23 protein-coding genes are annotated in these 24107 nt (G+C 69.3%); 8 read left to right on the top strand and 15 right to left on the bottom strand.

Features of this window, described 5'->3' with window-relative positions; all coding sequences use genetic code 11:
* Positions 1–9: 9 nt before the first annotated feature.
* Together PV646_RS36090 and PV646_RS36085 are read right to left on the bottom strand one after the other, a co-directional pair.
* Complete coding sequence (locus PV646_RS36090) at positions 10–1158, bottom strand: exonuclease domain-containing protein (RefSeq protein ID WP_500346789.1); 1149 nt, start codon at positions 1156–1158, stop codon at positions 10–12.
* A gap of 32 nt (positions 1159–1190) precedes the next feature.
* On the bottom strand, positions 1191–3473 hold the full coding sequence (locus tag PV646_RS36085) for a LuxR C-terminal-related transcriptional regulator (RefSeq protein ID WP_500346788.1): 2283 nt from the start codon (positions 3471–3473) through the stop codon (positions 1191–1193).
* Positions 3474–3557: 84 nt separating this feature from the next.
* On the opposite strand from PV646_RS36085, the gene PV646_RS36080 reads away from it, so the two are divergent.
* Complete coding sequence (locus PV646_RS36080) at positions 3558–4610, top strand: cytochrome P450 family protein (RefSeq protein WP_500346787.1); 1053 nt, start codon at positions 3558–3560, stop codon at positions 4608–4610.
* Here the strand turns inward: PV646_RS36080 and PV646_RS36075 are convergent.
* Genes PV646_RS36075 through folP form a run of 3 tightly spaced genes read right to left on the bottom strand, consistent with a single transcriptional unit; the run spans position 4567 to position 6623 of the window.
* Positions 4567–4851, bottom strand: a complete 285-nt coding sequence (locus tag PV646_RS36075; protein ID WP_084401906.1) for a hypothetical protein — start codon at positions 4849–4851, stop codon at positions 4567–4569. The two genes, PV646_RS36080 and PV646_RS36075, sit on opposite strands and share 44 nt — an antisense overlap.
* A 48-nt stretch (positions 4852–4899) precedes the next feature.
* Positions 4900–5838 carry a hypothetical protein gene (locus PV646_RS36070; protein ID WP_500346786.1) on the bottom strand — a complete coding sequence of 313 codons (939 nt, stop codon included), beginning with the start codon at positions 5836–5838 and terminating at the stop codon, positions 4900–4902.
* Positions 5839–5852: 14 nt separating this feature from the next.
* Positions 5853–6623: a dihydropteroate synthase gene (gene folP, locus PV646_RS36065; protein ID WP_500347070.1), complete on the bottom strand. Its 771-nt coding sequence runs from the start codon at positions 6621–6623 to the stop codon at positions 5853–5855.
* 116 nt (positions 6624–6739) lie between these two features.
* Here folP and PV646_RS36060 point away from each other — a divergent pair, with 116 nt between their 5' ends.
* The 3 genes from PV646_RS36060 (at position 6740) to PV646_RS36050 (ending at position 8734) form a co-directional block, all read left to right on the top strand.
* On the top strand, positions 6740–7804 hold the full coding sequence (locus PV646_RS36060; protein ID WP_500346785.1) for a DUF2786 domain-containing protein: 1065 nt from the start codon (positions 6740–6742) through the stop codon (positions 7802–7804).
* Between the two features lie 111 nt (positions 7805–7915).
* A complete protein-coding gene (locus tag PV646_RS36055; RefSeq protein ID WP_500346784.1) occupies positions 7916–8398 on the top strand; it encodes a hypothetical protein in 483 nt (160 codons plus the stop codon).
* A 63-nt stretch (positions 8399–8461) separates the two neighbouring features.
* Positions 8462–8734, top strand: coding sequence for a GlsB/YeaQ/YmgE family stress response membrane protein (locus tag PV646_RS36050; protein WP_500346783.1), 273 nt, complete (start codon positions 8462–8464; stop codon positions 8732–8734).
* 607 nt (positions 8735–9341) lie between these two features.
* On the opposite strand, the gene PV646_RS36045 is transcribed toward PV646_RS36050, so the two are convergent.
* Entirely contained in the window at positions 9342–10169 is an 828-nt protein-coding gene (locus PV646_RS36045; protein ID WP_500346782.1) for an SWIM zinc finger family protein, read from the bottom strand.
* Positions 10162–13140, bottom strand: a complete 2979-nt coding sequence (locus tag PV646_RS36040) for a DEAD/DEAH box helicase (protein WP_500346781.1) — start codon at positions 13138–13140, stop codon at positions 10162–10164. The genes PV646_RS36045 and PV646_RS36040 overlap by 8 nt, the downstream gene beginning before the upstream one ends.
* Positions 13141–13170: 30 nt before the next feature.
* On the opposite strand from PV646_RS36040, the gene PV646_RS36035 reads away from it, so the two are divergent.
* Both PV646_RS36035 and PV646_RS36030 read left to right on the top strand, forming a co-directional pair.
* Positions 13171–14637 carry an aromatic amino acid ammonia-lyase gene (locus PV646_RS36035; RefSeq protein ID WP_500346780.1) on the top strand — a complete coding sequence of 489 codons (1467 nt, stop codon included), beginning with the start codon at positions 13171–13173 and terminating at the stop codon, positions 14635–14637.
* A 77-nt stretch (positions 14638–14714) separates the two neighbouring features.
* Positions 14715–15674 carry a zinc-binding dehydrogenase gene (locus PV646_RS36030; RefSeq protein WP_500346779.1) on the top strand — a complete coding sequence of 320 codons (960 nt, stop codon included), beginning with the start codon at positions 14715–14717 and terminating at the stop codon, positions 15672–15674.
* Between the two features lie 545 nt (positions 15675–16219).
* Here PV646_RS36030 and PV646_RS36025 read toward each other — a convergent pair.
* Entirely contained in the window at positions 16220–16504 is a 285-nt protein-coding gene (locus PV646_RS36025) for a MoaD/ThiS family protein (protein WP_500346778.1), read from the bottom strand.
* Positions 16501–17580 carry a WD40/YVTN/BNR-like repeat-containing protein gene (locus tag PV646_RS36020; RefSeq protein WP_500346777.1) on the bottom strand — a complete coding sequence of 360 codons (1080 nt, stop codon included), beginning with the start codon at positions 17578–17580 and terminating at the stop codon, positions 16501–16503. Before PV646_RS36020 ends, PV646_RS36025 begins: the two co-directional genes overlap by 4 nt.
* 149 nt (positions 17581–17729) lie before the next feature.
* Here PV646_RS36020 and PV646_RS36015 point away from each other — a divergent pair, with 149 nt between their 5' ends.
* Complete coding sequence (locus tag PV646_RS36015; protein ID WP_500346776.1) at positions 17730–19418, top strand: acyl-CoA dehydrogenase family protein; 1689 nt, start codon at positions 17730–17732, stop codon at positions 19416–19418.
* Here PV646_RS36015 and PV646_RS36010 read toward each other — a convergent pair.
* A complete protein-coding gene (locus PV646_RS36010) occupies positions 19415–20044 on the bottom strand; it encodes a TetR/AcrR family transcriptional regulator (RefSeq protein ID WP_500346775.1) in 630 nt (209 codons plus the stop codon). The two genes, PV646_RS36015 and PV646_RS36010, sit on opposite strands and share 4 nt — an antisense overlap.
* Positions 20045–20112: 68 nt before the next feature.
* On the opposite strand from PV646_RS36010, the gene PV646_RS36005 reads away from it, so the two are divergent.
* Positions 20113–20553: an ester cyclase gene (locus tag PV646_RS36005; RefSeq protein WP_500346774.1), complete on the top strand. Its 441-nt coding sequence runs from the start codon at positions 20113–20115 to the stop codon at positions 20551–20553.
* Here the strand turns inward: PV646_RS36005 and PV646_RS36000 are convergent.
* The 5 genes from PV646_RS36000 to PV646_RS35980 form a co-directional block, all read right to left on the bottom strand.
* Complete coding sequence (locus PV646_RS36000) at positions 20550–21449, bottom strand: asparaginase (RefSeq protein ID WP_500346773.1); 900 nt, start codon at positions 21447–21449, stop codon at positions 20550–20552. The genes PV646_RS36005 and PV646_RS36000 overlap by 4 nt on opposite strands.
* Complete coding sequence (locus PV646_RS35995) at positions 21430–22197, bottom strand: amino acid ABC transporter permease (protein ID WP_500346772.1); 768 nt, start codon at positions 22195–22197, stop codon at positions 21430–21432. Before PV646_RS35995 ends, PV646_RS36000 begins: the two co-directional genes overlap by 20 nt.
* On the bottom strand, positions 22197–22811 hold the full coding sequence (locus PV646_RS35990) for an amino acid ABC transporter permease (RefSeq protein ID WP_500346771.1): 615 nt from the start codon (positions 22809–22811) through the stop codon (positions 22197–22199). Before PV646_RS35990 ends, PV646_RS35995 begins: the two co-directional genes overlap by 1 nt.
* Positions 22808–23686, bottom strand: coding sequence for a glutamate ABC transporter substrate-binding protein (locus tag PV646_RS35985; RefSeq protein ID WP_500346770.1), 879 nt, complete (start codon positions 23684–23686; stop codon positions 22808–22810). Before PV646_RS35985 ends, PV646_RS35990 begins: the two co-directional genes overlap by 4 nt.
* A gap of 110 nt (positions 23687–23796) precedes the next feature.
* Positions 23797–24003 carry a cold-shock protein gene (locus tag PV646_RS35980; RefSeq protein ID WP_030479190.1) on the bottom strand — a complete coding sequence of 69 codons (207 nt, stop codon included), beginning with the start codon at positions 24001–24003 and terminating at the stop codon, positions 23797–23799.
* Between the last annotated feature and the right edge of the window lie 104 nt (positions 24004–24107).

Raw genomic sequence — 24107 nt, 5'->3', positions numbered from 1 at the left:
CGACGGCGCTCACGCCGACCCGCTCAACTGCCCGAGCAACCCGGCGAACAGATCCTCGGACACGATCGGGATCCCGTACGTCCGCGCCTTGTCCGCCTTGCCCGACATGGAGTCCGGGTCCGCCGCGATCACCACCGCGGTCTTCTTCGTCACGCCCGCCTTCACCGTGAGCCCGGCGGACAGCGCGCGGCTCTCCCACACGTCACGGCCCTCGCGCATCTCGCCGGTGAACACCACGAGGTCGCCCAGCGACAGCCGGACCGGCCTGCGCAGCGCACCGGCGACCTCCACGCCGAGCAACGACGCGACCAGCCGCAGGTCGGCCTCCTCGTCGGCGGTCACGCGACCGTCCTCCCAGGCGGCGTCGGCCAGGGCGGCGAGGTAGCCGCGGTGCAGCTCCATCACCTGCGGCAGGCCGAGGTCGAGCGATCGCGCCACCTCGAGCAGCTCTTCCTGCTCCGCCAACGACAGGTGCCGGTCGACCAACGCGCGGTCGAGCACGTCGAGGTACTCGTCGCCCGAAAACGTCTCCACGCGGGGCAGCAGCCGGACGAGCTTCGCCAGGAAGTGCTGTTCGGCTCCGTGCGCGTGGCTGCGTTGCACGGCGAATGCGTTGACAGTGCGCGGCACCGCGAGTTGCACGGGCTCCACGTGCCCGATGCGGTCCAAGCAGCGTGCGAGCAGTCCCGCAGACGCGCGCGCGTCGTGCAGTGCGGAATGTGCGGTGCCCATCGGGATGCCGGCGACCTCACAGCACGCGGCGAGCGAACGCGATGATGCGCCGAGGTAGCGGCCTGCGAGGTCCATCGTGCACAGGCCTGTCGTCGCGGAGAGTTCGTGGCCGAGCCGTGCGAACTCGGCCTGGAGGAACCGCAGGTCGAACGACAGGTTGTGCGCGACGAGCACCCGTCCCGACAGCCTCGCGGCGAGTTCACCGGCGACTCCGGCGAACTCGGGTGCGCGCCGGGCGTCGGCCGCGCTGATGCCGTGCACGTGCTGGGCGCCGAGGTCACGGCGCGGGTTGACGAGCGTGCACCACTCGTCGGTCCGGCGGCCGGACGCGTCGAGGTGCACGACGGCGACCTCGATCACCCGGTGGTGCTGACCTGGCGAAAGCCCGGTGGTCTCAACGTCTACGACCGCGTAACCGTTGCTCATGCCGGGCCTGTCGTCCAGACCCGTGCCGAGTGTTATCCCCGGCCGCCGAGGTCATCCGTAAGGACCAACGCGAGGTCGCGGCGGGTCGTGATGCCGAGCTTCGCGTACGTGCTCGACAGGTGGTTGTCGACGGTCCGCACCGAGATCACCAGTGTCTCGGCGATCTCCTTGTTCGTGAGGCCCCGTGCGGCCAGCACGGCGACTTCTCTCTCGCGGCGAGTGAGCGGTTCCAACGTCAGCTGTGCCAGCGCGGGCGTTCGCGCGCCCTCGCACAGACCGATCAACCGGGTGGCCAGCGCGCGGTTGCCCGATGCGGCGGCGGCTTCGGCGGCGAACAGCACGTACCCGGCCTCCTCGAACCGCGCGGCCACCTCTTCCAGCGCCTTCGAGTCGTTGTGCACCAACGCCTCCGCGTGCGCGGCGTACACCGGGACAAGCAGTCCGGTCGTGGTGGCGGCGAGCTCCCGCAACCGTTCAAGAGCATCGGAGGCGTGGCCGAGACGCACGGCCTCGTGCAGAAGCATCGCCTCTGCGGCGTGTTCCTCGTACGCGCGCACGTCGGCGACTGCGTCGAAGGGCGACACACCACCGGCCCAGATCCGGGCCATCCACAACCCGAAGAGGTACGGCCGCATGCCCTGCGGCACCAGCTCTTCCGCCTCGGCGAGCATCGAGCGCCCGTCGTTGCCCAGCAATGCCTCCACCTGCGCGAGCAGGCACAACCGGACGAACGGCTGCGCGGGCCGCGCCTCCCGCAACAGCCTCCGCGCCTCCCTCAGCCGCCCGCCGGCGATCGCCATCCCGGCCAGCGACACCGCCCAGGTCGACCGCATCGAGTCCCACTCGGCCTTCTCCTGATGCGCGTGCAGGGCAAGGCTTTCCGCTCGCGCCAGGTCGCCGTGCGTGGCGTGCACGAACGCCTCGGCGAACACCGTGGTCTCCGCGCCCAGCCCGGCCTCCGGGTTCGGCGGGACGACCGGGAACGGGCCCACGTACCGTCCCTGCACCACGTCGACCATCGCGAGGACCGCGGCTTCGGCGGGTTCGGCGTAGGAGAGCAACGCGCGGACCTCGTCGTACTTGCCCGCGTGGAACAGGAGCACGGCCCGCGCGAGGTCGTCCTCCAGCATCGCCGCTGCTTCCTCCTGGCGCCCCAGGCCCCAGCCCAGGTTCAGGGCGCGCATCGTGCGCTGCTCGACCGAGTCGTCGTCGGTGGCGATCATCGCGAAGACCTCTTCGGCCTCCACCGGACGATCGGTGAACAGCAGCACCTGGGCCAGCAGCCGTGCAGCCTCCACTCCGCCGCCGATCGACCATGCGGCGCGTGCGAGTCGTTCCGCGAGAACGACACCACCCGTTGCACTGGCGAGATTCGCGGCCTTCAACAACAACTCGGGGTCGTCTGCCGTACCGCTGTCGAGCCGCAACACCGCCACTCGCAACGGATCGTCGAGCACGGAAGCCAGATACCGCTGATGGTTGCGCTTGCGCAGAGGAGGGCACTGCGCGCGCAACACCTCGCCGTACAGCGGATGCCCGAGCCGCAGTCCCTCGCCGGTCACGATCACGAGCCCGTCCAACGCCTCCGACGCGGCCAGGTCCAGCGGCTCACCGAACGCGAGCAGCTCCAGCACACGGCGTTCCTCGGCGGGCACGGCGGCAAGGTGCGCCTCGATCAGTTCCACCAGCCGAGACGACAACGGCAGTGGACCGTCCAACGACCACACACCGTCGTGCGACACCCACCGCGCGGCAAAGTGCATCTCTCGCAGCAGCAACATGTTTCCGGCAGACGCCGTCCACAGCCGATCGGCCGTCGCGCTCTCCAGCACACCGCCGAGCACGGTCTCCAGCACCTCGACCACCGCCGCGCGTCCGAGCGGCTCGAGTTCGATGCGCGGAAGCAGTTCGTCCTTCCAGAGCGCCACCACCGGCTCGGGCGCGCGTTCGCCCGAACGCAGCGTCGCCACCACAACGGCTTCCCGGTGCTGGACGAGCTGGTGCAGCAGGCCGGCCGACGCGTCGTCGAGCAGGTGAACGTCGTCGACGACTGCGACGCGACCGCGCAACGCGACCCGTGCGGCGGTCAGCATCGCCAACGGCGAGGGATCGACCGACGGCAAGAAGGGCGCCATCACGCCGAGTGGAATCTCCGACATCGCCGCCGTGGCACGCAACCGGACGTCGCACTCGACCTCGTCCAACAGCCGTGTCTTGCCCACGCCCGCAGGGCCCGCCACGATCAGCCCGACCCCGCGCACCGCACGCTGGACCGCGGTGAGCTCGGCGTCCCTCCCCACGAACGGCCACCCCATGCCGTCAGGCTAGGTGATCGGCGCCGCGAAGATGGGTGATGCCTCACTCATGCCTCTGAGCAGCGCGAACACCACGATGACGGCATGAGCTTCTACACGGATCCGACCCCGTACTTCGACGAGTGGCGCACTCAGGGGCCCGCGCTGGTCGAGACCCCGGACGGCCAGAGGTCGTGGATGATCAGCCGCTACTACGACGTCGTCCAGGCGCTCGGCCACCCCGGCCTCAGCAGCGCCATCATCCCCGGCGGCATGCTCAACCACACGGACGCGCCGGAGCACACGCAGTTACGCAAGCCCATCGCGCGTGCGTTCTCCACACGACGCATGGAAGCGCTACGGCCGCGCGTCGAGGAGATCGCCAACGAGCTGCTCGAGGCGTGGCAGGGCGCGGAGGAGGTGGACGTCATCGAGACGTTCGCCTATCCGCTTCCGATCACCGTCATCTGTGAACTCCTAGGTGTGCCCGAAGAGGACAGGGACGAGATCCGGAAGCTGTCCTCCGAGCTGGTCTCACCCGCGACCATGGCCGAGGCCTTCGGCAGGTTCGCCGCGTACGTCGAGCGGCTCGTGGCGACGAAGAAGCCCGGTGACGACGTCATCACCGAGCTCAGGGACGAACCGAACCTCGTGATGAACCTTGTGTTGCTCATCACAGCGGGCCACGAGACGACCGTGCAGCTCATCGGCAACGGTCTGCTTGCCCTGCTCCGCGATCCCGGCCTGAAGCGGGCGCTGGCGGACGATCCACTCATGATCCCGGAGGCCGTCGAGGAGTTCCTGCGCCTCGACGGGCCGCTGGCACTGGGGGTGAGTCGTGTCGCCGCATCCGACGTGGTGATCGGAGGGGTCACGATTCCGCGATCTTCGCAGGTCATCGTCTCACTAGGAGCGGCGAACCGGGATCCGTCCCGGTATTCCGAGCCGGACGTGCTGCAGCTGGGCCGGGACCCACACGTCGCGTTCGGTCACGGGATCCACTACTGCGTGGGGGCGCGGCTGGCTCGCATCGAGGGTGAGATCGCGTTCGGAACACTCCTTCGACGATTCCCGGAACTCGCGCTCGCCGCTGAGCCCGAGTGGAGGGAGTCATTCATCCGAGGCTTGGGATCATTTCGCGTGCGACCGAAGCCCTGACGGCGGCACGGGCGGCCGACAGGTCGTCGACCGCGTAAATCTCGGGACAGGACGCGATGACGAGGTCCTTGTCCGACGCAACCGTCAGCAAAGAAACTTTCTCCGTCAACGACTTGGCTTGCCGGACAACTCCCTTGGCATCGACGCGGATCAACGTGACCCACGTCTCTGACCAGGGAAAGTCCGCTACGGCGCTGGATTTACGCAGGCCTTCCACATCGAACTCGGCAAATCTGGGCATGACACCAAGATAACGAGTCGAGGTTGCGGAAAGTCAAAGATCACCCTTTCACCGCAATGCCGCCAGCAGATGGGACACGTTGACACCAACGGCGTCCGCCAACCGGCGCACGACTTCCGGAGCGGGTGCCAACGGGTGTGTCTCGCGGGTGAACGGCAGGCCTTCACCGCCGGAAAACTTCGATTGCGGCGTAACGGGGGCCAGGATCGGGTAGATGCGCCAGCGCGGCACCTTCGAGTCGGCCATCGCGAGCGTGTTGTCCTGCCACAGCATCACGGCGGACGACCGGATGTTGCGCGCGAGGACGCAACCATGGCCCGTGAGCGTGATCGCGCGCGCGGCAGCCCTCACCGCGTTGCGGAACTCGCCCTCCACGACCCACACGCCGTTCATGAACTCGGCGGTGAAGCCTTCCGTCTCCAGCGCTGCGATCGTCTCGGCGTGCTGGTCGTCCGCTGCGGCTGTGGCGAGCTCTACGACCTCCTGCACCTCCGAGGCCGTCACGACGCGCGCACCGGCTTCCGTGGAGTGCTGCAGGAGCCGTTCCACGTGACGGTCCTCCGCGTAGGCCGCCCACTCCTGGGCCTTCTCCCACGCCGACCGTGCGATGACGTCGGCCTCGGAACCCCCGCGCAGCCGTGCGTCCTGCAGCAGCTGTGCGAGCACCACGGCGATGACGGAGCTCAGCAGGGCGTCGTCCCGCGTCTCGTCGTCCTCGGGCACGAGAGAGACGACCAGGTCCCTCAGATCGGCACGCCAGCTCTCGTCGCCCGCCCACACGCCGATGGCGAGCAGGTTCAGGTAGTGGTCCGCGAGGGCCATCCGCACGAGCAACGGCTGAGTGCCTGCTTCTCGTGCGTCACGGCGCGCGGTCGCCTTCATCTGCTGCCGTTCCGCGGGATCCACCACGCTCACGCGGATCTTGTCGAGTTCGTCGAGGAAGTCGTCCCACCGGTCATCCGAAAACCGGGCGAAGACGTCGTCCACCTGATACCTCCAGCTCAGAGTCGAGCGACGGACTCGAGTACTCGTCTGGTGCGCGCGACCTCGTGCGCACGAAAGACCGCGGCGCCCGCCAACGCCGCGATCGCGGTTGCCACGAGCGTGCCTTCGACGCGCTCGTGCAGTTCCACGCCGAGGGTCTCCCCGACGAAGTCCTTGTTGGACAGAGCCATCAGCACCGGCCACCCGGTCGCCACCAGCTCGTCCGTGTGCCGCACCAGCGCGAGGCTGTGCCATGTGTTCTTGCCGAAGTCGTGTGTGGGGTCGATCAGCACGCTCTTGCGAGGCACACCGAGTGCGACCACCCTCTCCGCGCGCGTCGTCGTCTCCGCGATGACGTCCGCGACGAGGTTCGGGTAACTAACCCTATGCGGACGCGTGCGCGGCACCGCACCGCCCGTGTGCGAGCAGACGTAGCCGGCGCCGTACTCCGCGGCGACCTCGGCCAGCTGCGGGTCCGCGCCCGCCCACGTGTCGTTGAGCAGGTCGGCACCGGCCTCGCAGACGAGCCGGCCGACGTCCGCGCGCCAGGTGTCGCTGCTGATGATCAGCTCCGGGTAGGCGTCACGCACGCGGGCGATGAACGGCACGACGCGGCGCACCTCCTCGCCGGAGTCGACCAGGTCACCCGGACCGGCCTTCACACCGCCGATGTCCACGATGTCCGCGCCCTCGTCCACGACGCGGTGCACGGCCTCCATGGCCACGTCCTCGGCGTAGGTGGCGCCCTTGTCGTAGAACGAGTCGGGGGTGCGGTTGATGATCGCCATCACCAGCGCGTGCTCACGGACTACGGTCCGGCCGCGGAACTGGAGCTCGATCACATCCCGTGTCTACCAGGTGGTCCCCGACCTGTGCACATGGCGGACGTCTCATACTGCGTGGCGTGGAACTGGTGAAAGCGGTCGACGCGCTCTGGCAGCGCGGCTGGCTGCCGTACGACGTGCGCGAGATGGTGGCGCGATCGCTCGATGAGTCGGCCGTCTCTCTCGTGGTGGACGTGATCGCTTTGTCCTGTTCGCCGCATGCCCCGGAGACGGTGCATCCGCGGTGGAAGGGACAGCTGGACGAGATCGGCGCCTCCGTGTGGTGGGAGGGACCGTTGCTGGAGGCGTGGGCGACGCGGCACATCGAGACGCTGTCGTATGCGAACCGCACGGCCGCCGACCTGCTGAAGTTCCTCGGGCGGATGCCGTCGGTGCCGCAGATCCTGCCGTTGCCGGGCGACGTGCTGATGGCGGCCGTGCGCGCGGGCCTGGACCCGAAGGTGCTCAACCGCGTGCGGGGCCTGCTGGCGAAGGCCGAGTCGACGGCGTTCCCCGAGGAGGCGGAGGCGCTGTCGGCCAAGGCGCAGGAGCTGATGAACCGGCACGCGCTGGAGCGGGCGATGCTCGACGCGGACCTGCCGGCCGAGGCGACGTCGCGGCGGCTGTGGCTCGACAAGAGCTACTTCAAGGAGAAGGCGCAGCTCGTGCACGTCGTGTCGGAGGCGTTCCGGTCGCGTGCGGTGGCCTACGACGGGTTCGGGTTCGTCGCGCTGGTGGGTGACGAGGTGGACCTGGAGAGCGTGGAGCTGCTGTCGACGTCTCTGCTCGTGCAGGCGACACGGGCGATGGTCGCCATCGGCGGAAAGGCCGGCAAGGGCAGCGAGGCACGCTCACGGCCGTTCCGGAAGTCGTTCCTGGTGGCCTACGCGTCGCGGATCGGGGAGCGGCTGGAGGCCATGGCCGCCGTGCCCGTTCCGCCGGACGACCCCATCGTGTCGGACGAGCGGTTGCTGCCGGTGCTGGCGGACCGCAAGAAGGCCGTGGACACGTTGTTCGAGGAGATGTTCACGCGCACGAAGACCTCCCGCGTGACGGTGCGTTCGGCCGCCGGGTGGGGTGCGGGCCGCAGGGCCGCGGACAAGGCCGACATCGGCACGGGCCGGAGCGCCGTCACCTCGGGCTAGCCCCTGGACACCTCGGCAGGGCCACCCCTTCGAGTGAACTCCCCGCATCACAACGTCCTCCAGGCCGCCAACCCGGAAAAACCGTCAGACCCCCTCCCTAACGTCCATCCCATGACATCCACCTTCCACAACGAGATCAAGCTCGGCGAGGTCCACTACCGGCTGAGCGCGACGACCGACTCCGACGAATCGATGGTGCTCGACCTGCTCGGCTCACTCGAGTCGGGCGAGGTGATCGCGGACGGTCGCCTCCGCCTGCCGGTAGAGGGCGGCGTCACGATCGGCAAGCTCCTCGCGCGAGTCCTGAGCGCTCACACGCGCCTGCGCTCCCGCCCGGCCCGCCACGCGAACGCCAACCAGCCCTGGACCGAAGCGCTCGACGCCGACCTGCGCACCGCCTGGCTGACGCCAACTGTCCACGACTCGCCGGCACTGATCAGGGCCCTGGCCGACGAGATGGAACGCTCCCCCACCGCCATCCGGGCCCGGCTGGCGCGGGTGGGCTGCGATCCGGACGTACCGGGCCGCGAACTGTCCGAGACAGCCGCCGTGCTGCTAGGGGGAAAGTCAGGGCCCACTCAGGGAAAGACCTGATTCGCACGTCCCGAGCCCAGCAGATCCTGGAGTAGCACACACCAGAGTCTCAGGGGGCACCCAGTGGAAATCGGCGGCTTGTTCACCGCACTGCTCTTCGGAGCCGTCATCGGCGGCCTGGGCCGCATGGTGATCCCGGGCAGGCAACACATCTCACTGCTGGCGACCATCCTCGTGGGCATCGCAGCCGCCCTCGTGGGCACCGCGGCAGCCACAGTCCTGGGCGTGGCCGACACCTCAGGCATCGACTGGATCGAACTGGCTCTCCAGGTAGGCCTCGCCGGCGCCGGCGTGACCCTCCTGGCCAACCGCTCCAAGCAGAAACTCCCGCACTGACCCCACCGCGGAGCACCCCGCCGCCGACCCGAGCCCGCCAGCCCTCCGAGCGCACCCAAGCCACCGCGCCCGGACCGCTCGGCACCCAACGGGTCCGGCGGCCACCACCGCGGGCAGCGACTCGTTTCGCTGCCGCACCACACCGGCGATTGAGGCCGACCCGCCACTGTTCACCGATCCAAGTCACGTTGCCTCGCGCGCTCAACCGCGCCCGAACCCCAGCGCCCCAACGGATCCGGTGGCCGTCGACACGCTCATCCACCCCGAATCCTCACGAAAACGGCAGCCCACGCACCCACTCGTTCCGTTCCTCGACGGGTCGGGCGGCCGCCGACCATGCCTGCGGGACCCCATGTCCGGTCATCGAGGCACAACCTCGCCCACACCCGACGGGCCGAACGGGCCGAACGGGCCGAACGGGCCGAACGGGCCGAACGGGGCCGAACGGCCAAGCGAACCTGCCGTAAAGGAGGCCCACCCCCAGCACTGTCCTCGTTCCCCAGCACCGCAGCTCTCCAAGCACAGGCCCAACCACCCGCTCCCAAGGCGGGCGAGTCGGTGTTCCCAATCCTCAGCCGGATCCGCTGGGGCGGCACCCCTGCCCGGCTCAGTCGGCGGGCTTCAACGACAGGTAGGCCGGGCGCAGCACCTCGGCCAGCGACGTCCGGCCCACGGTGATGGGCACGCCGTCGAGCTGGTCGAGCACCGCGTCCGTCCGCACCACGGCCGTGGGGTCGCCGAAGCTGAGGGTCGACGTGGTCTGCTTCTGCCAGAAGGTGTCCAGGCACCTCGTCAACGGCGGTGCCTCCTCGCGGACCACGGCGGCGCGCGTCGTACCGCGCAGCATGCGGAGGCGTTCCAGCAGGTCCTCACGGCTGCGGCCACGCCAGGCGAGGATCTCGAACGGGTCTTTGTCGAACGACTCGGCGAGGAGGTAACAGGTCGCGGCGAGGTGCTTGCACGGCACCTCCCAGTCCGGGCAGCTGCAGTCCATCGTCAACTCGCGCTGCGTCGCGGGGAAGAGCTGCAGTCCCAGCGAGGCGAACAGCGTCTCGATGTCCGAAGGCATCTCGCCGGCGAGCAGTTTGGCGGCGTACAGGGCTTTGCCGGCCAGCGCGTGCTCGATGCGCTGCCACTCCTGGCCCGTGAACGACTTGATGGCGATCCGCGTCTTGTACGGCGTGGGGCGCGAGCCTTGCACCAGCGCGATCACCATGCTCGTGGACAGCGACAACGACAGCACCTGGCCCTGCCGCGCGTAGGTGCGGCCGCGGGTCAGCCGACCGCCCATGCCGAACGACTCCAGCACCTCGATGAACCGACGCGACCACCAGGTGGCGCCGATGTCGCCGCGCTTGCTCACCGCCTTGATGCCGTTGTCCACCTTGATGGTCTTGCCGTAACGGGAGCGTTCGCCGGACCAGTGCTCACTCACCGATGGCCTCCCCGGACAACGTCAGCAGGTCGCGCAGCTGCGCGGTGGACAGTTCGGTGAGCCAGTTCTCGCCGGCACCGACCACCAGCTGGGCGAGGGCGCGCTTCTCCTCGATCATGGTGTCGATGCGTTCCTCCAGCGTGCCGATGCAGACGAACTTGCGCACCTGCACGTTGCGGCGCTGGCCGATCCGGAACGCGCGGTCGGTCGCCTGGTCCTCGACCGCCGGGTTCCACCAGCGGTCCAGGTGGATCACGTGGTTGGCGGCGGTGAGGTTGAGGCCGGTGCCGCCTGCCTTGAGCGACAACAGGAACAGCGACGGTCCCTTGCTGTCCTGGAAGCGCTCGACCATGCGGTCGCGGGCCGCCTTGCTGGTGCCGCCGTGCAGGAACATCACCTCGGTGTCGAAGCGCGCGGCCAGGTACGGCACGAGCATGCTGCCGAACTCGGTGAACTGCGTGAAGCACAACGCCTTGTCGCCCTCGGCGAGCACTTCCTCGAGGACCTCTTCGAGGCGCGCGAGCTTGCCGGAGCGGCCGGCGACACGAGAACCGTCGCTGAGGAAGTGGGCCGGGTGGTTGCAGACCTGCTTGAGCTTCGACATGGTCGCGAGCACGAGGCCCTTGCGACCGATGCCCTCCTCCGCTTCCTCGATCCTCTCCAGCATGTCGTTGACGACGGCCTGGTAGAGCGAGGCCTGCTCGGTGGTGAGGTTGCAGAGCTGACGCATCTCGACCTTGTCGGGCAGGTCGCTGATGATGCGCGGGTCGGTCTTCACGCGGCGCAGCACGAACGGGTTCGTGATCTTGCGCAGGCGGGCGGCGGCGTCCTGGTCGTTGTGGCGTTCCACCGGGACGGCGAAGCGGGCGCGGAACGTGTTGACGCTGCCGAGCACGCCGGGGTTGGCGAAGTCCATGATCGACCAGAGTTCGGCGAGGCGGTTCTCGACGGGCGTGCCGGTCAGCGCGACGCGGTGGCGTGCCTTGAGCTGCCGCACGGCCTGGGACTGGCGGGTGGCGCTGTTCTTGATGTTCTGCGCCTCGTCGAGCACCACGCGGTCGAAGGTGAGGTCGCTCAACGCGTCGGCGTCGCGCGCGGCCAGTGCGTAGGTGGTGAGCACGAGGTCGTTGCTCTCCACGGCTTCGCGCAACGCGTCGCCGTTCAGGCGGTCCGCGCCGTGGTGCACGTGCACCTTCAGTTCCGGCGTGAACCGCGCCGCTTCGCGCTGCCAGTTGCCGACGACCGACATCGGGCAGATCAGCAACGTGGGCGGCCTGTCGCCGTGCGAGCGGTTCAACGCCTCCAACGCCAGCAGCTGAACGGTTTTGCCGAGGCCCATGTCGTCGGCCAGGCACGCGCCCAGACCGATCTTGTCGAGGAACGCGAGCCACGCCAGGCCGCGCTGCTGGTACGGACGCAGCTGCGCGAGGAAGTTCTGCGGGGGCTCGACGGGTTCGAGCTGCTCGTCGGCCTTGCCGGACAACAGGTCGCCGAGCCAGCCGTCGGCCTCGACGGACGTCAGCGGGAGCGGGAGGCTCTCGTCCTCCTCCGTGAGTCCACTGTGGAGCATTACCTCGGCCGCGGTCATCTGCCCACCGCCGCGTTTGAGGAACGCGAGACCCGCGGCGAGCCGTTTCTGGTCGACCTGCACCCACTGGCCGCGCACCTTGACCAGCGGAACCTTGGCCCTCGCCAGTTCGGCGAGCTCGGCGTCGGTCAGCGTGTCCTCGCCGAGAGCGAGCTCCCACTTGTAGTCCACGATGGACTTCAGGCCGATCTCGCTCTCCTTGGCGACGGTTCCGGCGGTGCCGCGGCTCTTCGTCGTGAGCTTCAGGCCGAGCTTCGTCGTCTGCTGCCACCACGACGGCAGCAGCACGCCGAACCCGGCCTGCGCCAGCACGGGCGCGGCGGTCAGGAACCGGTACGCGCCCTCCGCGTCGACCTCCATCTCGGCGGGGTGCGAGCCGCGCAACGCCTCGTCCAGGTCGGGGTGCAGCTTGCTCGCACGGCCGAGGTCAGCCAGCAGATGCTCCTGCGGTGCGGGGATCCACCGCCGCAGCACGCCGTCGTCCGCGAACCAGACCTGTTGCGCGGGAACGAGAACACTCGGCTCGTCGACGGCCTGGAGCAGGAACTCGACCGCCCACTCGTCCTCGTCGCGCTGCTCGGGCGAGCGCAGCCGGAAGCAGGTGCGCACGGGGCTCTCGTTGCCCGCGCTGTCGCGCCAGCGGTCCAGTTGCTCGCGCAGTTCGTAGAGTTCGACGGGATCCGCGTCGAACGCGGGCTCACCGGTGAGTGCGTCGAGCCACGCCTCTGCCGTCGTCACGCGGCCCCGTCGCGGCGGGGCGAGCGCCGTGCCGTTCAGCCGACCGCGCACCTGCTCGTCGACCGCGGTCGTCAGCGCCGCGCGCACTAGTGCGGCCGGGTCGCTGACAATCTCCTCGCACCGGCAGGCGGGCGGCATCGCGGTCTGCAGCGCCGCGAATCGCGCCGAGTCCGTCCCAGAGAGCACCGGCACCCACCGCGCGACGGGCTGGTCCGGCGCGACCGAGGGCAGCACGCGGCCGCGGTCGACCAGGTCCGCGGCGAACGCGGCCACGTCGAACACGAACCGCGCGGAGTCGCTCAGCCGCACCTCGGCACCGCGTTCCGGAGCACCGTCGAGGCGGATCGTGGACACGCCCCATTGCCGCAGCGTCACCTTGCCGCGCGGTGCCCGTCCCGCCGTCAGCGGGTCGCGCACCAGTTCGGGCGAGGCCATCGGCCCCGAAGAGAAGGACGGCAGCAGCAACGCCCGCGTTGTCGTTTTGCGCGGTTCTTGACCGAGCGCGGCAGCCAGTGACTCGGCCGACGCCGCGAACGGATGCGGAGCGTCCCGACGGGTGCTCTCGCTGCGTGCGGGCAGCCCGGAATCCTCGGCCCACAGCGCGAGGACGCCATCGGTCGTGCACAGGCCATGCAGTACGAGCACCTTTGAACCCTATGTGCTCACATTGGTGCCATGGTCGAAGACTCCCCTGTCGTGCTGGACGGTCAGTCGCTCAGCGCCGACGACGTGGTGCGCGTCGCGCGGTATCACTCGCCGGTGACCCTCCACGCTGACGGCCTCGCACGCCTCGAAGCGTCGTGGGGCGCCAGCCAGCGTCTCGTGGTGCGACGACAGGTCTACGGCCGTACGACCGGCGTCGGAGCGAACCGCGACCAGATCATCAGCACGGAGGGATGGGCCGAGCACGGTCTGCGCCTGCTGCGCAGCCATGCGGGCGGACTCGGCGGCATGCTCCCCGAGGAACAGGTGCGCGCCATGATGGTCGTGCGCCTCAACCAGCTCCTCGCGGGCGGTGCCGGCGTGCGCAGAGCCGTGGCCGACGCCCTGCTCGCGGCCCTCAACAGCAGCTGCTACCCCGGCGTCCACGAGTACGGCGCCATCGGCACTGGCGACCTCACCGCGCTGGCCGAGACCGGCCTGACCCTGCTCGGCGAGCGCTACTGGCTCGGCTCCACCCAGACCCCCGACCCGATCGAACTCGACTCGGGCGACGCGCTGGCGTTGATCAGCAGCAACGCCCTCACCATCGGCATGGCCGGTCTCGCCTGGCAGGACGCGCACCAGCTCCTGAAGGCCACCCAGGTGGTCGCCGCGCTGTCGTTCCTCGCCGTGGACGGAGCCGTCGAGGCCTACGACGAACGAGTCCACCTGGGACGCCCGCACCCCGGTCAGGTCGCGGTCGCCACCGAGATGCGCCGCTTGATCGGCGAACCCCCGCGCCCAGCCGCGCGCATCCAGGACCCGTTCGGCTACCGCTGCTTCCCGCAGATCCACGGCCCGGCCGTCGACGCCGCCACCGACCTGGCCCGAGTCCTCGACGTCGAGTTCAACGCGGCCGCCGAGAACCCGCTGATCGTCGCCGACCACTTCGGGCCGGAGGACGACGCCGCCTACCACCACGGCGCCTTCCACAGCGCGTACCTGGGCCAGGCGCTCGACCGGCTGAGGCTCTCGATGCTGCACACCGGCCACATCTCGACCGCCCGCCTCGCGACCCTCGTCGAACCGAACTTCACCGGTCTGCGCCCGTTCCTCGCCGAGGGCGTGCCCGGCAGCTCGGGCGTGATGATCCTCGAGTACAGCGCCAACTCCGCGCTGGCCGAGGTCCGCACCCTCGCCGAGCCCGCGAGCATCGGCAACGCCGTCGTGTCCCGCGGCCAGGAGGAGAACTCGAGTTTCGCGTTCCAGTCCGCGTCCCAGGCCCTGCGCTCCCTGACCGCGTTCCGGCTGGTCCTGGCCTGCGAGGTCGTGGCGGCTGTCCGCGCCCTCCGGCTGCGCGGCATCACCCCCGGAACACCGTCGCTGCGCGCCGCCTTCGAGGCGGCCGAGTCGAAGCTCAACCCGGACATGTCCGACCGCCAGCTCAGCCCCGACGTCGAGGTCGCCTCGGCACTGCTGGACGACTTCGCCTCCTGCTGACGGTCTTGATCTCCACCAAACTGGAGCTTTTACGGTGGGACGCGACCAGTTCGTTCGAGGTGGGGGATGTGGTGGGGATGCGTGCCATCCGAGTGCACGAGTTCGGCGGACCCGAGGTGCTCCGCAACGAGGTGATCCCTGATCCGGTGGCGGGCCCGGGACAGGTGGTGGTGAGCCTGGAAGTAGCCGACGTGATCTTCCTCGACACGTTGCTGCGCAGCGGTTGGGGCGGCGAGTACTTCCCGCTGACACCTCCGTACGTGCCCGGTGGAGGAGGCGCGGGCCACGTGCTCTCCACAGGGGAAGGCGTGGACCCGGCCTGGCGGGGCAGGCGCGTCATCGCCCGAGGCGCCGGCGGCTACGCCGAGCAGATCGTCTTCCCGGCCGAGGACATCGTCCCGATCCCGGACACCCTGAGCTCGAGCAAGGCCGCGGCCATGCTGCACGACGGCGCCACCGCGCTACTGCTGGCCCGCCGAACGGAGATCAAGAAGGGCGACTGGGTCCTGGTCGCGGCAGCAGCGGGCGGCGCGGGCTCCGTGCTGGTACAGCTCTTGCGCGACGCCGGCGCACGGGTCATCGCCGCAGCCCGAGGTGAACACAAGCTGGCACTGACCCGCGAACTGGGCGCCGAACTCACCGTCGACTACTCACGCGACGGCTGGCAACACCAGGTCCGCGAAGCCACCGGCGGCGTCGGCCTCGCCTTCGACGGCGCAGGTGGACCGCTCGGCAAGGCCACGTTCGAGGCGGTGTCCGCAGGCGGCCGCTTCGTCACCTACGGCTCCTCGGACGGGTTGACCGACATCGATCCGGAGGAGGCGGCACGGCGCCAAGTGCACGTGGACAACGTGCTGGCCGCCGGTCCGCCCGACCCGGCGGTGGTGCGGGACCTGCTCACGGAGGCGCTCTCGCTCGCCGCGCAGGGGCGGATCCGGCCGGTGATCAGTGCGACCTATCCGTTGGCGGAGGCGGAGAAGGCGCATCGGTCGCTCGAAGAGCGCGCCACCCTGGGCAAGTCGCTCCTGGTGGTGTGACCGGTGGCCCGGCGTGGGCGCTGGTGGCGTGCGGGCACGTGGCGAGGCAGCTTGCGCAGGGAGTGTGCGGTGGGCCGGCAGGTGCGGGTGAGGGAGTGGCCGGGCTGAAGGGTGGCAGGCGGCGGGCGGGCAGGCAAGGTGGCCGGCGGGCAAGGTGGCCGGCGGGCAAGGTGGCCGGCGGGCAAGGTGGCCGGCGGGTCGGTCGGTCGGCAGACGGGTCGGTCGGTCGGCAGACGGGTCGGTCGGTCGGCAGGCGGGGTCGGCAGGCGGGTCGGCGGGTCGGCGGGCAAGCGGATCGGCGGGTTCGCACGGCTGACTGGCAGGCAGGCGGGCGGGTCGGCGGGAACGCGGGTCGGCGAACAGGCGGGTCGGCGAGCTGGCAGGCGAGCTCAAGCGGGTCGGCCGGCGCGTGCGGCTGACCGGCTGGCAGTTCAACCCGCTTCACCCGCGCTGCCAGGTCACCGACGTGCCGCGGCACGCTGATCGCCGCGGTGCCGGGGTGCGCCGCCATCCCCGGTCGGCGCGGCCCGGCACCGCGGCGGCCGTCAGCCCCCGGCCACGCTCGGCAGGATCTGGATCTCGGCGCCCGCCGGCAGCGGCGTGGCCGGGCCCGCCAGGCGGCGGCACTCCTCGCCGTTGACGTAGAAGTTCACGTAGCGGCGGAGGGTGGCGCGCTCGTCGCGTAAGCGGCGGTCCAGGAGTGGGTAGGTGTCTGCCAGGACGTCGAGGGCCGCTCCCAGGGTGGCTGGGTCCGGCACCTCCACGTCCAGGTGGGCCGCGCCCTCGGTGGCCGTGCGGAGGACTCCTGGGATCAGGACCTTGACCTTCACGTCGGGATCACCGCTGCTCGGACCGACATCACGTCCGGGAGGTGGGCTGCCACGCGGTGCCAGGTCTCGCCCTCGTCCGGGCTGGCGTAGACCTCGCCCGAGCGGGAGCCGAAGTAGACGCCGGGGACCTCGGCGTTGTCGGTGCACATGGCGTCGCGCATCACCGCTGTCCAGAAGGCGTCGGGCAGGCCTGTGCTCAGGGCCTGCCAGGTGGCGCCGGCGTCCTGGGAGCGGTAGACGCGGCACTTGCCTTCCGGTGGGAAGCGGCGGCCGTCGGCCTCGATCGGGAACGTGAAGATCGTGTCCGGGTCGTGGGGGTGGACGACCATCGCGAAGCCGAAGTCCGTGGGGAGGCCGTCGGCGATGGACTGCCAGGTGTCGCCTCCGTCGTCGCTGCGGTAGACGCCGTGGTGGTTCTGGGCGTAGAAGCGCGACGGAGAGGCCGGGTGTTGCGCGACCTTGTGGACGCACTGGCCGAACTCCGGCCACGGGTCTGGGAAGAAGTACGCCTTGATGCCCTTGTTGCGGGCTTCCCAGGACTTGCCTCCGTCGGCGGTGCGGTAGACGCCGCCGGTGGACATCGCGACCAGCATCCGGTCCGGGTCGACCGGGTCGGGCACGATCGTGTGGACGGCCTGGCCGCCGAAGCCCGCCTCCCACTCCGGGCGGTGCGGGTGGTTCCAGAGGCCCTCGACGAACTCGAACGAGCGGCCGCCGTCAGTGGACTTGAACAGCGCCGACGGCTGGGTGCCCGCCCACACCACGCCCGGCTGCGAGGCCGGGGCGGGCTGCAACTGCCAGACGCGCTCCAGGGCCGCGTCGTCCACCGGGAACGCGATCGGGGGCGTGGAGGACTCCTCCCAGCTCACCCCGAGGTCGTCCGAGATGGACACACCGGGGCCGAAGTGCGGTGAGGCCACGCCCGCCAGTAGACGAAGGCCCGAACGCGCGTCGAACGCGACCGCGTACACCTCCTGCATCGCGTGGTGCGGGCCGTCGACCTGCCACGAGACACGGTCCTCACTGCGGGCCAGCCACAGCCCCTTGCGCGTACCGATCGCCAGGACCACCGTCATCGCAACGCAACCTCCAAAAGCCGGGGAGATGTGATGCGGAGCACGTTACGCCGGGGGTCTGACAATTTCTGGGCAGGAGGGAAACCCCACGTAGACCCACAAGTTACTCACTGGTAGCGTCCGAACGCAGAGACGCAAGGAGGCGCACAGTGCTGCTCGACCCGAACCACTACGACCCGGCCCACCTCGACGACGAGACCCGCCGCCTGCTCAGGGCGACCGTCGACTGGTTCGAGGCCCGCGGCAAGCGGCAGCTCATCGCGGACGCGCAGGACAAGGTCTGGTACACGGAGTTCCTCGACTTCGTGAAGCAGGAGAAGCTCTTCGCCACCTTCTGCACGCCGAGCAGCGTCGACGGCACCAAGCGCTGGGACGCCGCCCGCAACGCCGCGTTCAGCGAGGTGCTCGGCTTCTACGGCCTGCAGTACTGGTACGCCTGGCAGGTCACGGTCCTCGGCCTCGGCCCGATCTGGATGAGCGGCAACGAGGAGGCCAAGCAGAAGGCGGCCACCCTCCTCGACAGCGGCGCGGTCTTCGCGTTCGGCCTCTCCGAGAAGGAGCACGGCGCCGACGTCTACAGCACCGACATGATCGTCACGCCCACCGAGAACGGCTACACGGCCACCGGCGGCAAGTACTACATCGGCAACGGCAACGTCGCCGGCATGGTCAGCGTCTTCGGCAAGCTCGCCGACTCCGACGAGTACGTCTTCTTCGCCGTCGACAGCCGCCACGAGAACTTCCACCTGGTCAAGAACGTCGTCGACAGCCAGATGTTCGTCAGCGAGTTCCGCCTCGAGGAGTACCCGCTCACCGACGCCGACGTCCTGCACCGCGGCCCCGACGCCTTCTCCGCCGCGCTCAACACCGTCAACGTCGGCAAGTTCAACCTCTGCACGGCCAGCATCGGCATCTGCGAGCACTCGTTCCACGAGGCGATCACCCACGCCCACAACCGGATCCTCTACGGCAACCCGGTCACGGACTTCCCGCACGTGCGCCAGAACTTCGTCGACGCCTACGCGCGACTCACCGCGATGAAGCTCTTCGCGGACCGCAGCGTCGACTACTTCCGCAGCGCCAACGAGAACGACCGCCGCTACCTCCTCTTCAACCCCATCACCAAGATGAAGGTGACGAGCGAGGGCGAGCAGGTCATCGACCTGCTCTGGGACGTCATCGCCGCCAAGGGCTTCGAGAAGGACACCTACTTCACCCGCGCCACGGCCGACATCCGCGCGCTGCCCAAGCTCGAGGGCACCGTGCACGTGAACCTGGCCCTGGTGCTCAAGTTCATGCCGAACTACCTCTTCAACCCGAAGAGCTACGACGAGGTCCCGACCCGCCACGACGCGACGGACGACGACTTCTTCTGGCACCAGGGCCCCGCACGCGGGCTCGGCAAGATCCAGTTCCACGACTGGGAGCCGATCTACCGCGAGCACGCCCACCTGCCCAACGTGCGGCTGTTCCACGAGCAGGCGAGCGCCATCAAGACCCTCCTCGCCACCGCGGCACCGGACGAGGCCCAGCAGAAGGACCTCGACTTCCTGCTGAACCTCGGCCACCTCTTCACCCTGGTCGTCTACGGCCAGCTGGTCCTGGAGCAGGCGAAGATCAGCGGAACGGACGACAGCGTCCTCGACCAGATCTTCGACGTCCTGGTCCGCGACTTCGCCGGCTACGCGACCGCCCTGCACGGCAAGGCGAGCAGCACCGAGGCCCAGCAGCAGTGGGCGATCGGGCAGATCCGCAAGCCGCACGCCGACCAGGACCGCTTCAACGCCGTGTGGCAGCAGGTGGAAGCGCTCTCCGGCCAGTACGAGATGCGCCCCTAGTCCCGATACCGCTCCAACGCCGCGATCATGAGTTCGAGTCCGAACTCGAACTCGTGATCGTGGTCGTAGATGCCCAGCTCGTCGATCACCCCGGCGGACAACGGGAACGCCGTCACATCCACGTCCCCGTACGGCGACAACGCGATCCCGCCGAGCTCGGGCGAGGTCGCGACCTCCCGCATCAACGTGCCCAGCAGGTACGACACCATCGCGCGCATCATCCCGACGGCGATCCTGCCGCGGAACCCCGCGCGGTCGAAGTTCAGCAGCGCCGCCTCGATCGTCCGGAACCCCGCCTCGCCGCTCAGCCTCCGCGTCGCCAGCATCACGAACGCGCGGGGGTGCCGGCGCGCCATCGCCCGCACCGCGCGGGCGTGCGCACGGATGTGGTCGCGCCAGTCGTCGCTGTCCACCTCGTAGGGCTGGGCCTCGGCCATGAGCCGCTCGGCCGCGAGGTCGACGAGCACCGCCTTGTTCGGCACGTGGTTGTACAACGACATCGTGCCCGCGCCCAGCTCGGCGGCGAGACGCCGCATCGAGACGGCCTCGACACCCTCGTGTTCGATCAACCGCACGGCCGCCTCCACGATGCGGGCGCGGGTCAGCGGCTCACGTGACGAGGACACTGGCGGAGACCACACGACGTGGAGTAACTTCCCTGCGACGTACGGCGTACGTAGGAGGGTCAGCCGGCATGACCGAGTCCAAGGCGCTCAGAGCGCTGCGTGAAGCGATCGTCTTGGAGCACATGGAGTCGCAGAACGACCACGACTTCGACACCTCTCTGAACACGTTTCCGCACCCCCGCTACGAGATCATGGCGTCCGGCCAGGTCCTCGACGGCGTCGACGCCGTCCGCGCCTACTGGCAACGCACCCGCGCCGCCTTCCCGGACCAGCGCAACAAGGTCATCGACGTCCACCACGCCGACAGCGCCGTGATCGTCGAGTTCGAACTCCAGGGCACGCACCTGGGCAGCCTCACCGGAGAAGAAGTTACCGGACGGTCGTTCAAGGTCAGGATGGCCGGTTTCTTCTTCTTCGACAAGGACGTCCTCGTCTGCCAGCGGGTCTACGGCGACACGGCGACCGTCATGGCCCAGCTCGGCATGCTCGAAGTGCCCGAGCAGTTCTAGAAGACGACACGAACCTCCCCGACGACCTGCCCGCCACCGAGCACCGGCACGGACAGGGACTCCTTCGCGGGTGAGACGTCGAACCCCAGCGCTGCCAACGCGGTGAGCCCGATCGCCGTGGTGGCGCGCGGATTGCCGTCGAGCACCTTGACCGCGACGGCGTGCCCGGCGTCGGTCGCCAGCACCAGCACGCCCTCCGCGCCGCCCTTGGCCACCACTCCCGGCAACTGCTGCATGACCACGGTGTTCACGTGCCCGGTTCCGCCGACGTACTCGGGAAACCCGCGCATGGCATCGGCGACGGGAGTGCGCACCAGCCCCTGCATCGCGCGCGCCAAGCCGTGCAACGACAATCCGTACACCGGCGCACCACAACCGTCGATCGCGGTGTGCGCCACGGACTCGCCGGACAGTTCCTCCACCGTCCGCATCACCATTCGCTGCAACGGATGCGACGTCTCCAGGTAGGTCTGCGTCGGCCACCGCGCCGCCAGGCACGCCACGAGCATCGCCGCGTGTTTGCCGGAACAGTTCATCCGCACCCGGGAGGGCTCGGTCATCCGCTGCCGCGTCGGCTCGTCCTCCGGCCAGGACGGCGGGCAGCGCAACAACCCAACGGGCAACCCGCCGAGCAGCTGCATCACGAGCTCCGCGTGCCGGTTCTCCCCCGTGTGCGACCCGGCCGCGATCGCCAGCGCGGGACCGGCCAGCGGTGCTCCGGCGGACAGGCACGCCAGCGCCTGGAACGGCTTCATGCACGACCGCGGCAGCACCGGGTCCTCCACCGCGCCAACGGAAACGCCCACCGCACCGGACGGCAGCAGGCCGATGACGCTGCCGTGGTGCAGGCTCTCCACGAATCCCGAGCGGGTCACCTCAGCGAGCAGTGCGGGCACGAGCGGCCTCCAGCCGGTGGGCCAGCCTGGACAGTGCCAGGTTGACCACGAGGTACACGAGAGCGACGACGATGAAGGTCTGGATCAGCAGACCGTTGTAGTTCGCGAGCACGCGCCCGTTGAACAACAACTCCGCGTAGGACACGACATAACCCAGCGAGGTGTCCTTCAACAGGCTGACGGCCTGGGTCACGAGCAACGGTGTCATGTGCCGAACGGCCTGTGGCAGCACCACGAACCGCGTCACCACGCCGTCCGGCATGCCCAGCGACAGCCCGGCCTCGCGCTGACCGGGATCGACCGACTCCACACCCGCCCGGAAGATCACCGCGTAGGACGCCGCGTGCGACAACGCCAGCGGCACCACGAGCTTCCAGAACAGCGGCAGGTTCACGCCGAACGACGGCAGCACGAACAGCATCACGTACACGAGCAGCAGCACCGGAACCGTACGCATGACCTCGGCATACGCACGCGTGAACCGGTTGGGTCGCAGGGCGAGCAGCAGCCCGCCCGCCATCGCCAGCACACCCGTCGCACATGCCGCCACCACCGTCGACCACAGTCCCCCGAGCAGATAACGCCAGACGGGCCAGGTCAGATACGGCCTCCACCGGACCGGGTCCAGCTGGCCGTTCGAGGCGAACTGCCACAACCCCAGGGCCAGAAGCCCGAGCAGCACCACGGCGGACACCGCGGAGACCCAGAAGACCCTGCGGCGGAACCGGGGGCCGGGAGCGTCGAACATCAGGCCAGCCGCCGTTCCAGGGCCCGAGCGCCGAACCCGATCCCGGCGGCCATCACCAGATAACAGAGCCCGACGCCGGTGAACACCAGCAACGGCTGCGCGAGCTCCAGGTTGATCCGTTGCGCCGCACGGGTCATGTCCACTACTCCGACCACACCAGCGAGTGCCGTGGCCATCGTCAACGCGATCGCGATGTTCGCCAGCGGCTGCACCACACGTTTCAAGGCCTGCGGCAGGATCACGTGCCGCAACGACTGCCGGAACGAGAGTCCCAGCGCCCGCGCGGCCTCGCCCTGCCCGGACGCCACCGACCGCACACCCGACCGCAGCGCCTCGGCCACGAAAGCCGCCTCGTACAGCGCGATCGCCGTGAAGGCCGTCCAGAACAACGGCATCTTCACGCCCACCTCCGGCAGCCCGAACACGAACAGCACCAGCCACGCGAGCAGCGGGATGTTCCGCCACACCTCGACGTAGACGGCGCCGGCACCTCGCAGCAACGGCACCGGCACGATCCTCAGCACCGCCACCAGCAGCCCGACGAGCAGGGCACCGGCGAACGACAGCAGGGTCAGGGCGACGGTGTTCAGGAACCCTTCGAGGACCAGGTTCACGAGGCGATCGCGGGTGGCGCCGGTGCCTCGCCGGTGACCACGGTGCCGATCGTCTGCTTCCAGACCTCCTGCCACAGCCCCGACTCGCCGATCTCACGCAGCCAGTCGTTCACGAACCTCGTGAACTCCGCGTCCCCGTGCCTGATGCCGATGCCGTACAGGTCCTCGGTGAACGGCTCGCCGACGAGCTGCAGTTCGCTGTCCTTCGACGCGTCGGCCACCAGGATCGCCTGGTCCTGGACGTAGGCCTCGCCGCGGCCCTGCTTCAGCGCCGTCACGCACTCGGGATCGGACCCGAACTCGACGATCTCCGCGGTGGGTGCCGCGTCCCGGACCGCCTTCACCCCGGGGGTGTTCGCGCCGACGACGACCGTCTTACCAGCCAGATCAGCGGGTTTCGTGATGCCGGAGGTGCCCTTGCGCACCGCGATCGACTGCCCCGACCGGTAGTACGGACCGGCGAACGACACGCGCTCCTGACGGGCGGGCGTGATCGTGTAGGTCTGGATGATCACGTCGACGGTCCCGTTGGCCAGCAACGGTTCGCGGGTCTCCGAAGTGGCGGAGAGCAGCTCGGTCGAGGGCTTGCCGACGACGTAGTGCGCGAGCAGCTTGCCCAGGTAGGCGTCGAAGCCCGTGAGTTCGCCGCTGATCGGATCGAGCTGGGACAGCAGCGGAGCGTCCTGGGAGCCGCCGATGAGCAGCTCGCCGCGCTTCTTGATGCGGTCGACAGCAGAGCCAGGAGTCACCTGACCTGCGTAAACAGGCGCCTTGGCCAGCAGGGCGTCGATCTTGGAACCGCCCGGCACGGCGTCCGAACCGCCGGAGCACCCGGCCACGAAGAGCAACAGAGCGGCTACGAACAGTCTCCCCATGCCCCGAAGCTACTGATCACGATCGAACCGGCACAAGACGCAGCAAAGCCGCCTGTCCGATACAGGACAAGCGGCTTTGGCCTCAGATCAGCTGTGCTGACCGATCAGACTCAGACGGCGCGAACACCCTGGGCCTGCGGGCCCTTCTGGCCCTGACCGATCTCGAACTCGACCCGCTGGTTCTCGTCGAGGGACTTGTAGCCGTTCCCCTGGATCTCCGAGTAGTGGACGAACACGTCGGCGCCACCGTTGTCGGGGGAGATGAAGCCGAAGCCCTTCTCCGCGTTGAACCACTTGACGGTGCCCTGTACTGCCATCTTGCTACTTCTCCTCTAACAGGTGCCGGATCGCGCTCGCGACCACCGGGTCAAGCCACAGCGGCGTCTTCTCCGGAACCTGGAGAACCCGCGCACTCGCGACC

Source organism: Streptomyces sp. ID05-26A, assembly GCF_033794685.1.
In the GTDB taxonomy this organism is placed as follows: Bacteria; Actinomycetota; Actinomycetes; order Mycobacteriales; family Pseudonocardiaceae; genus Lentzea.
This window is presented reverse-complemented; position numbering and strand designations above follow the sequence as displayed.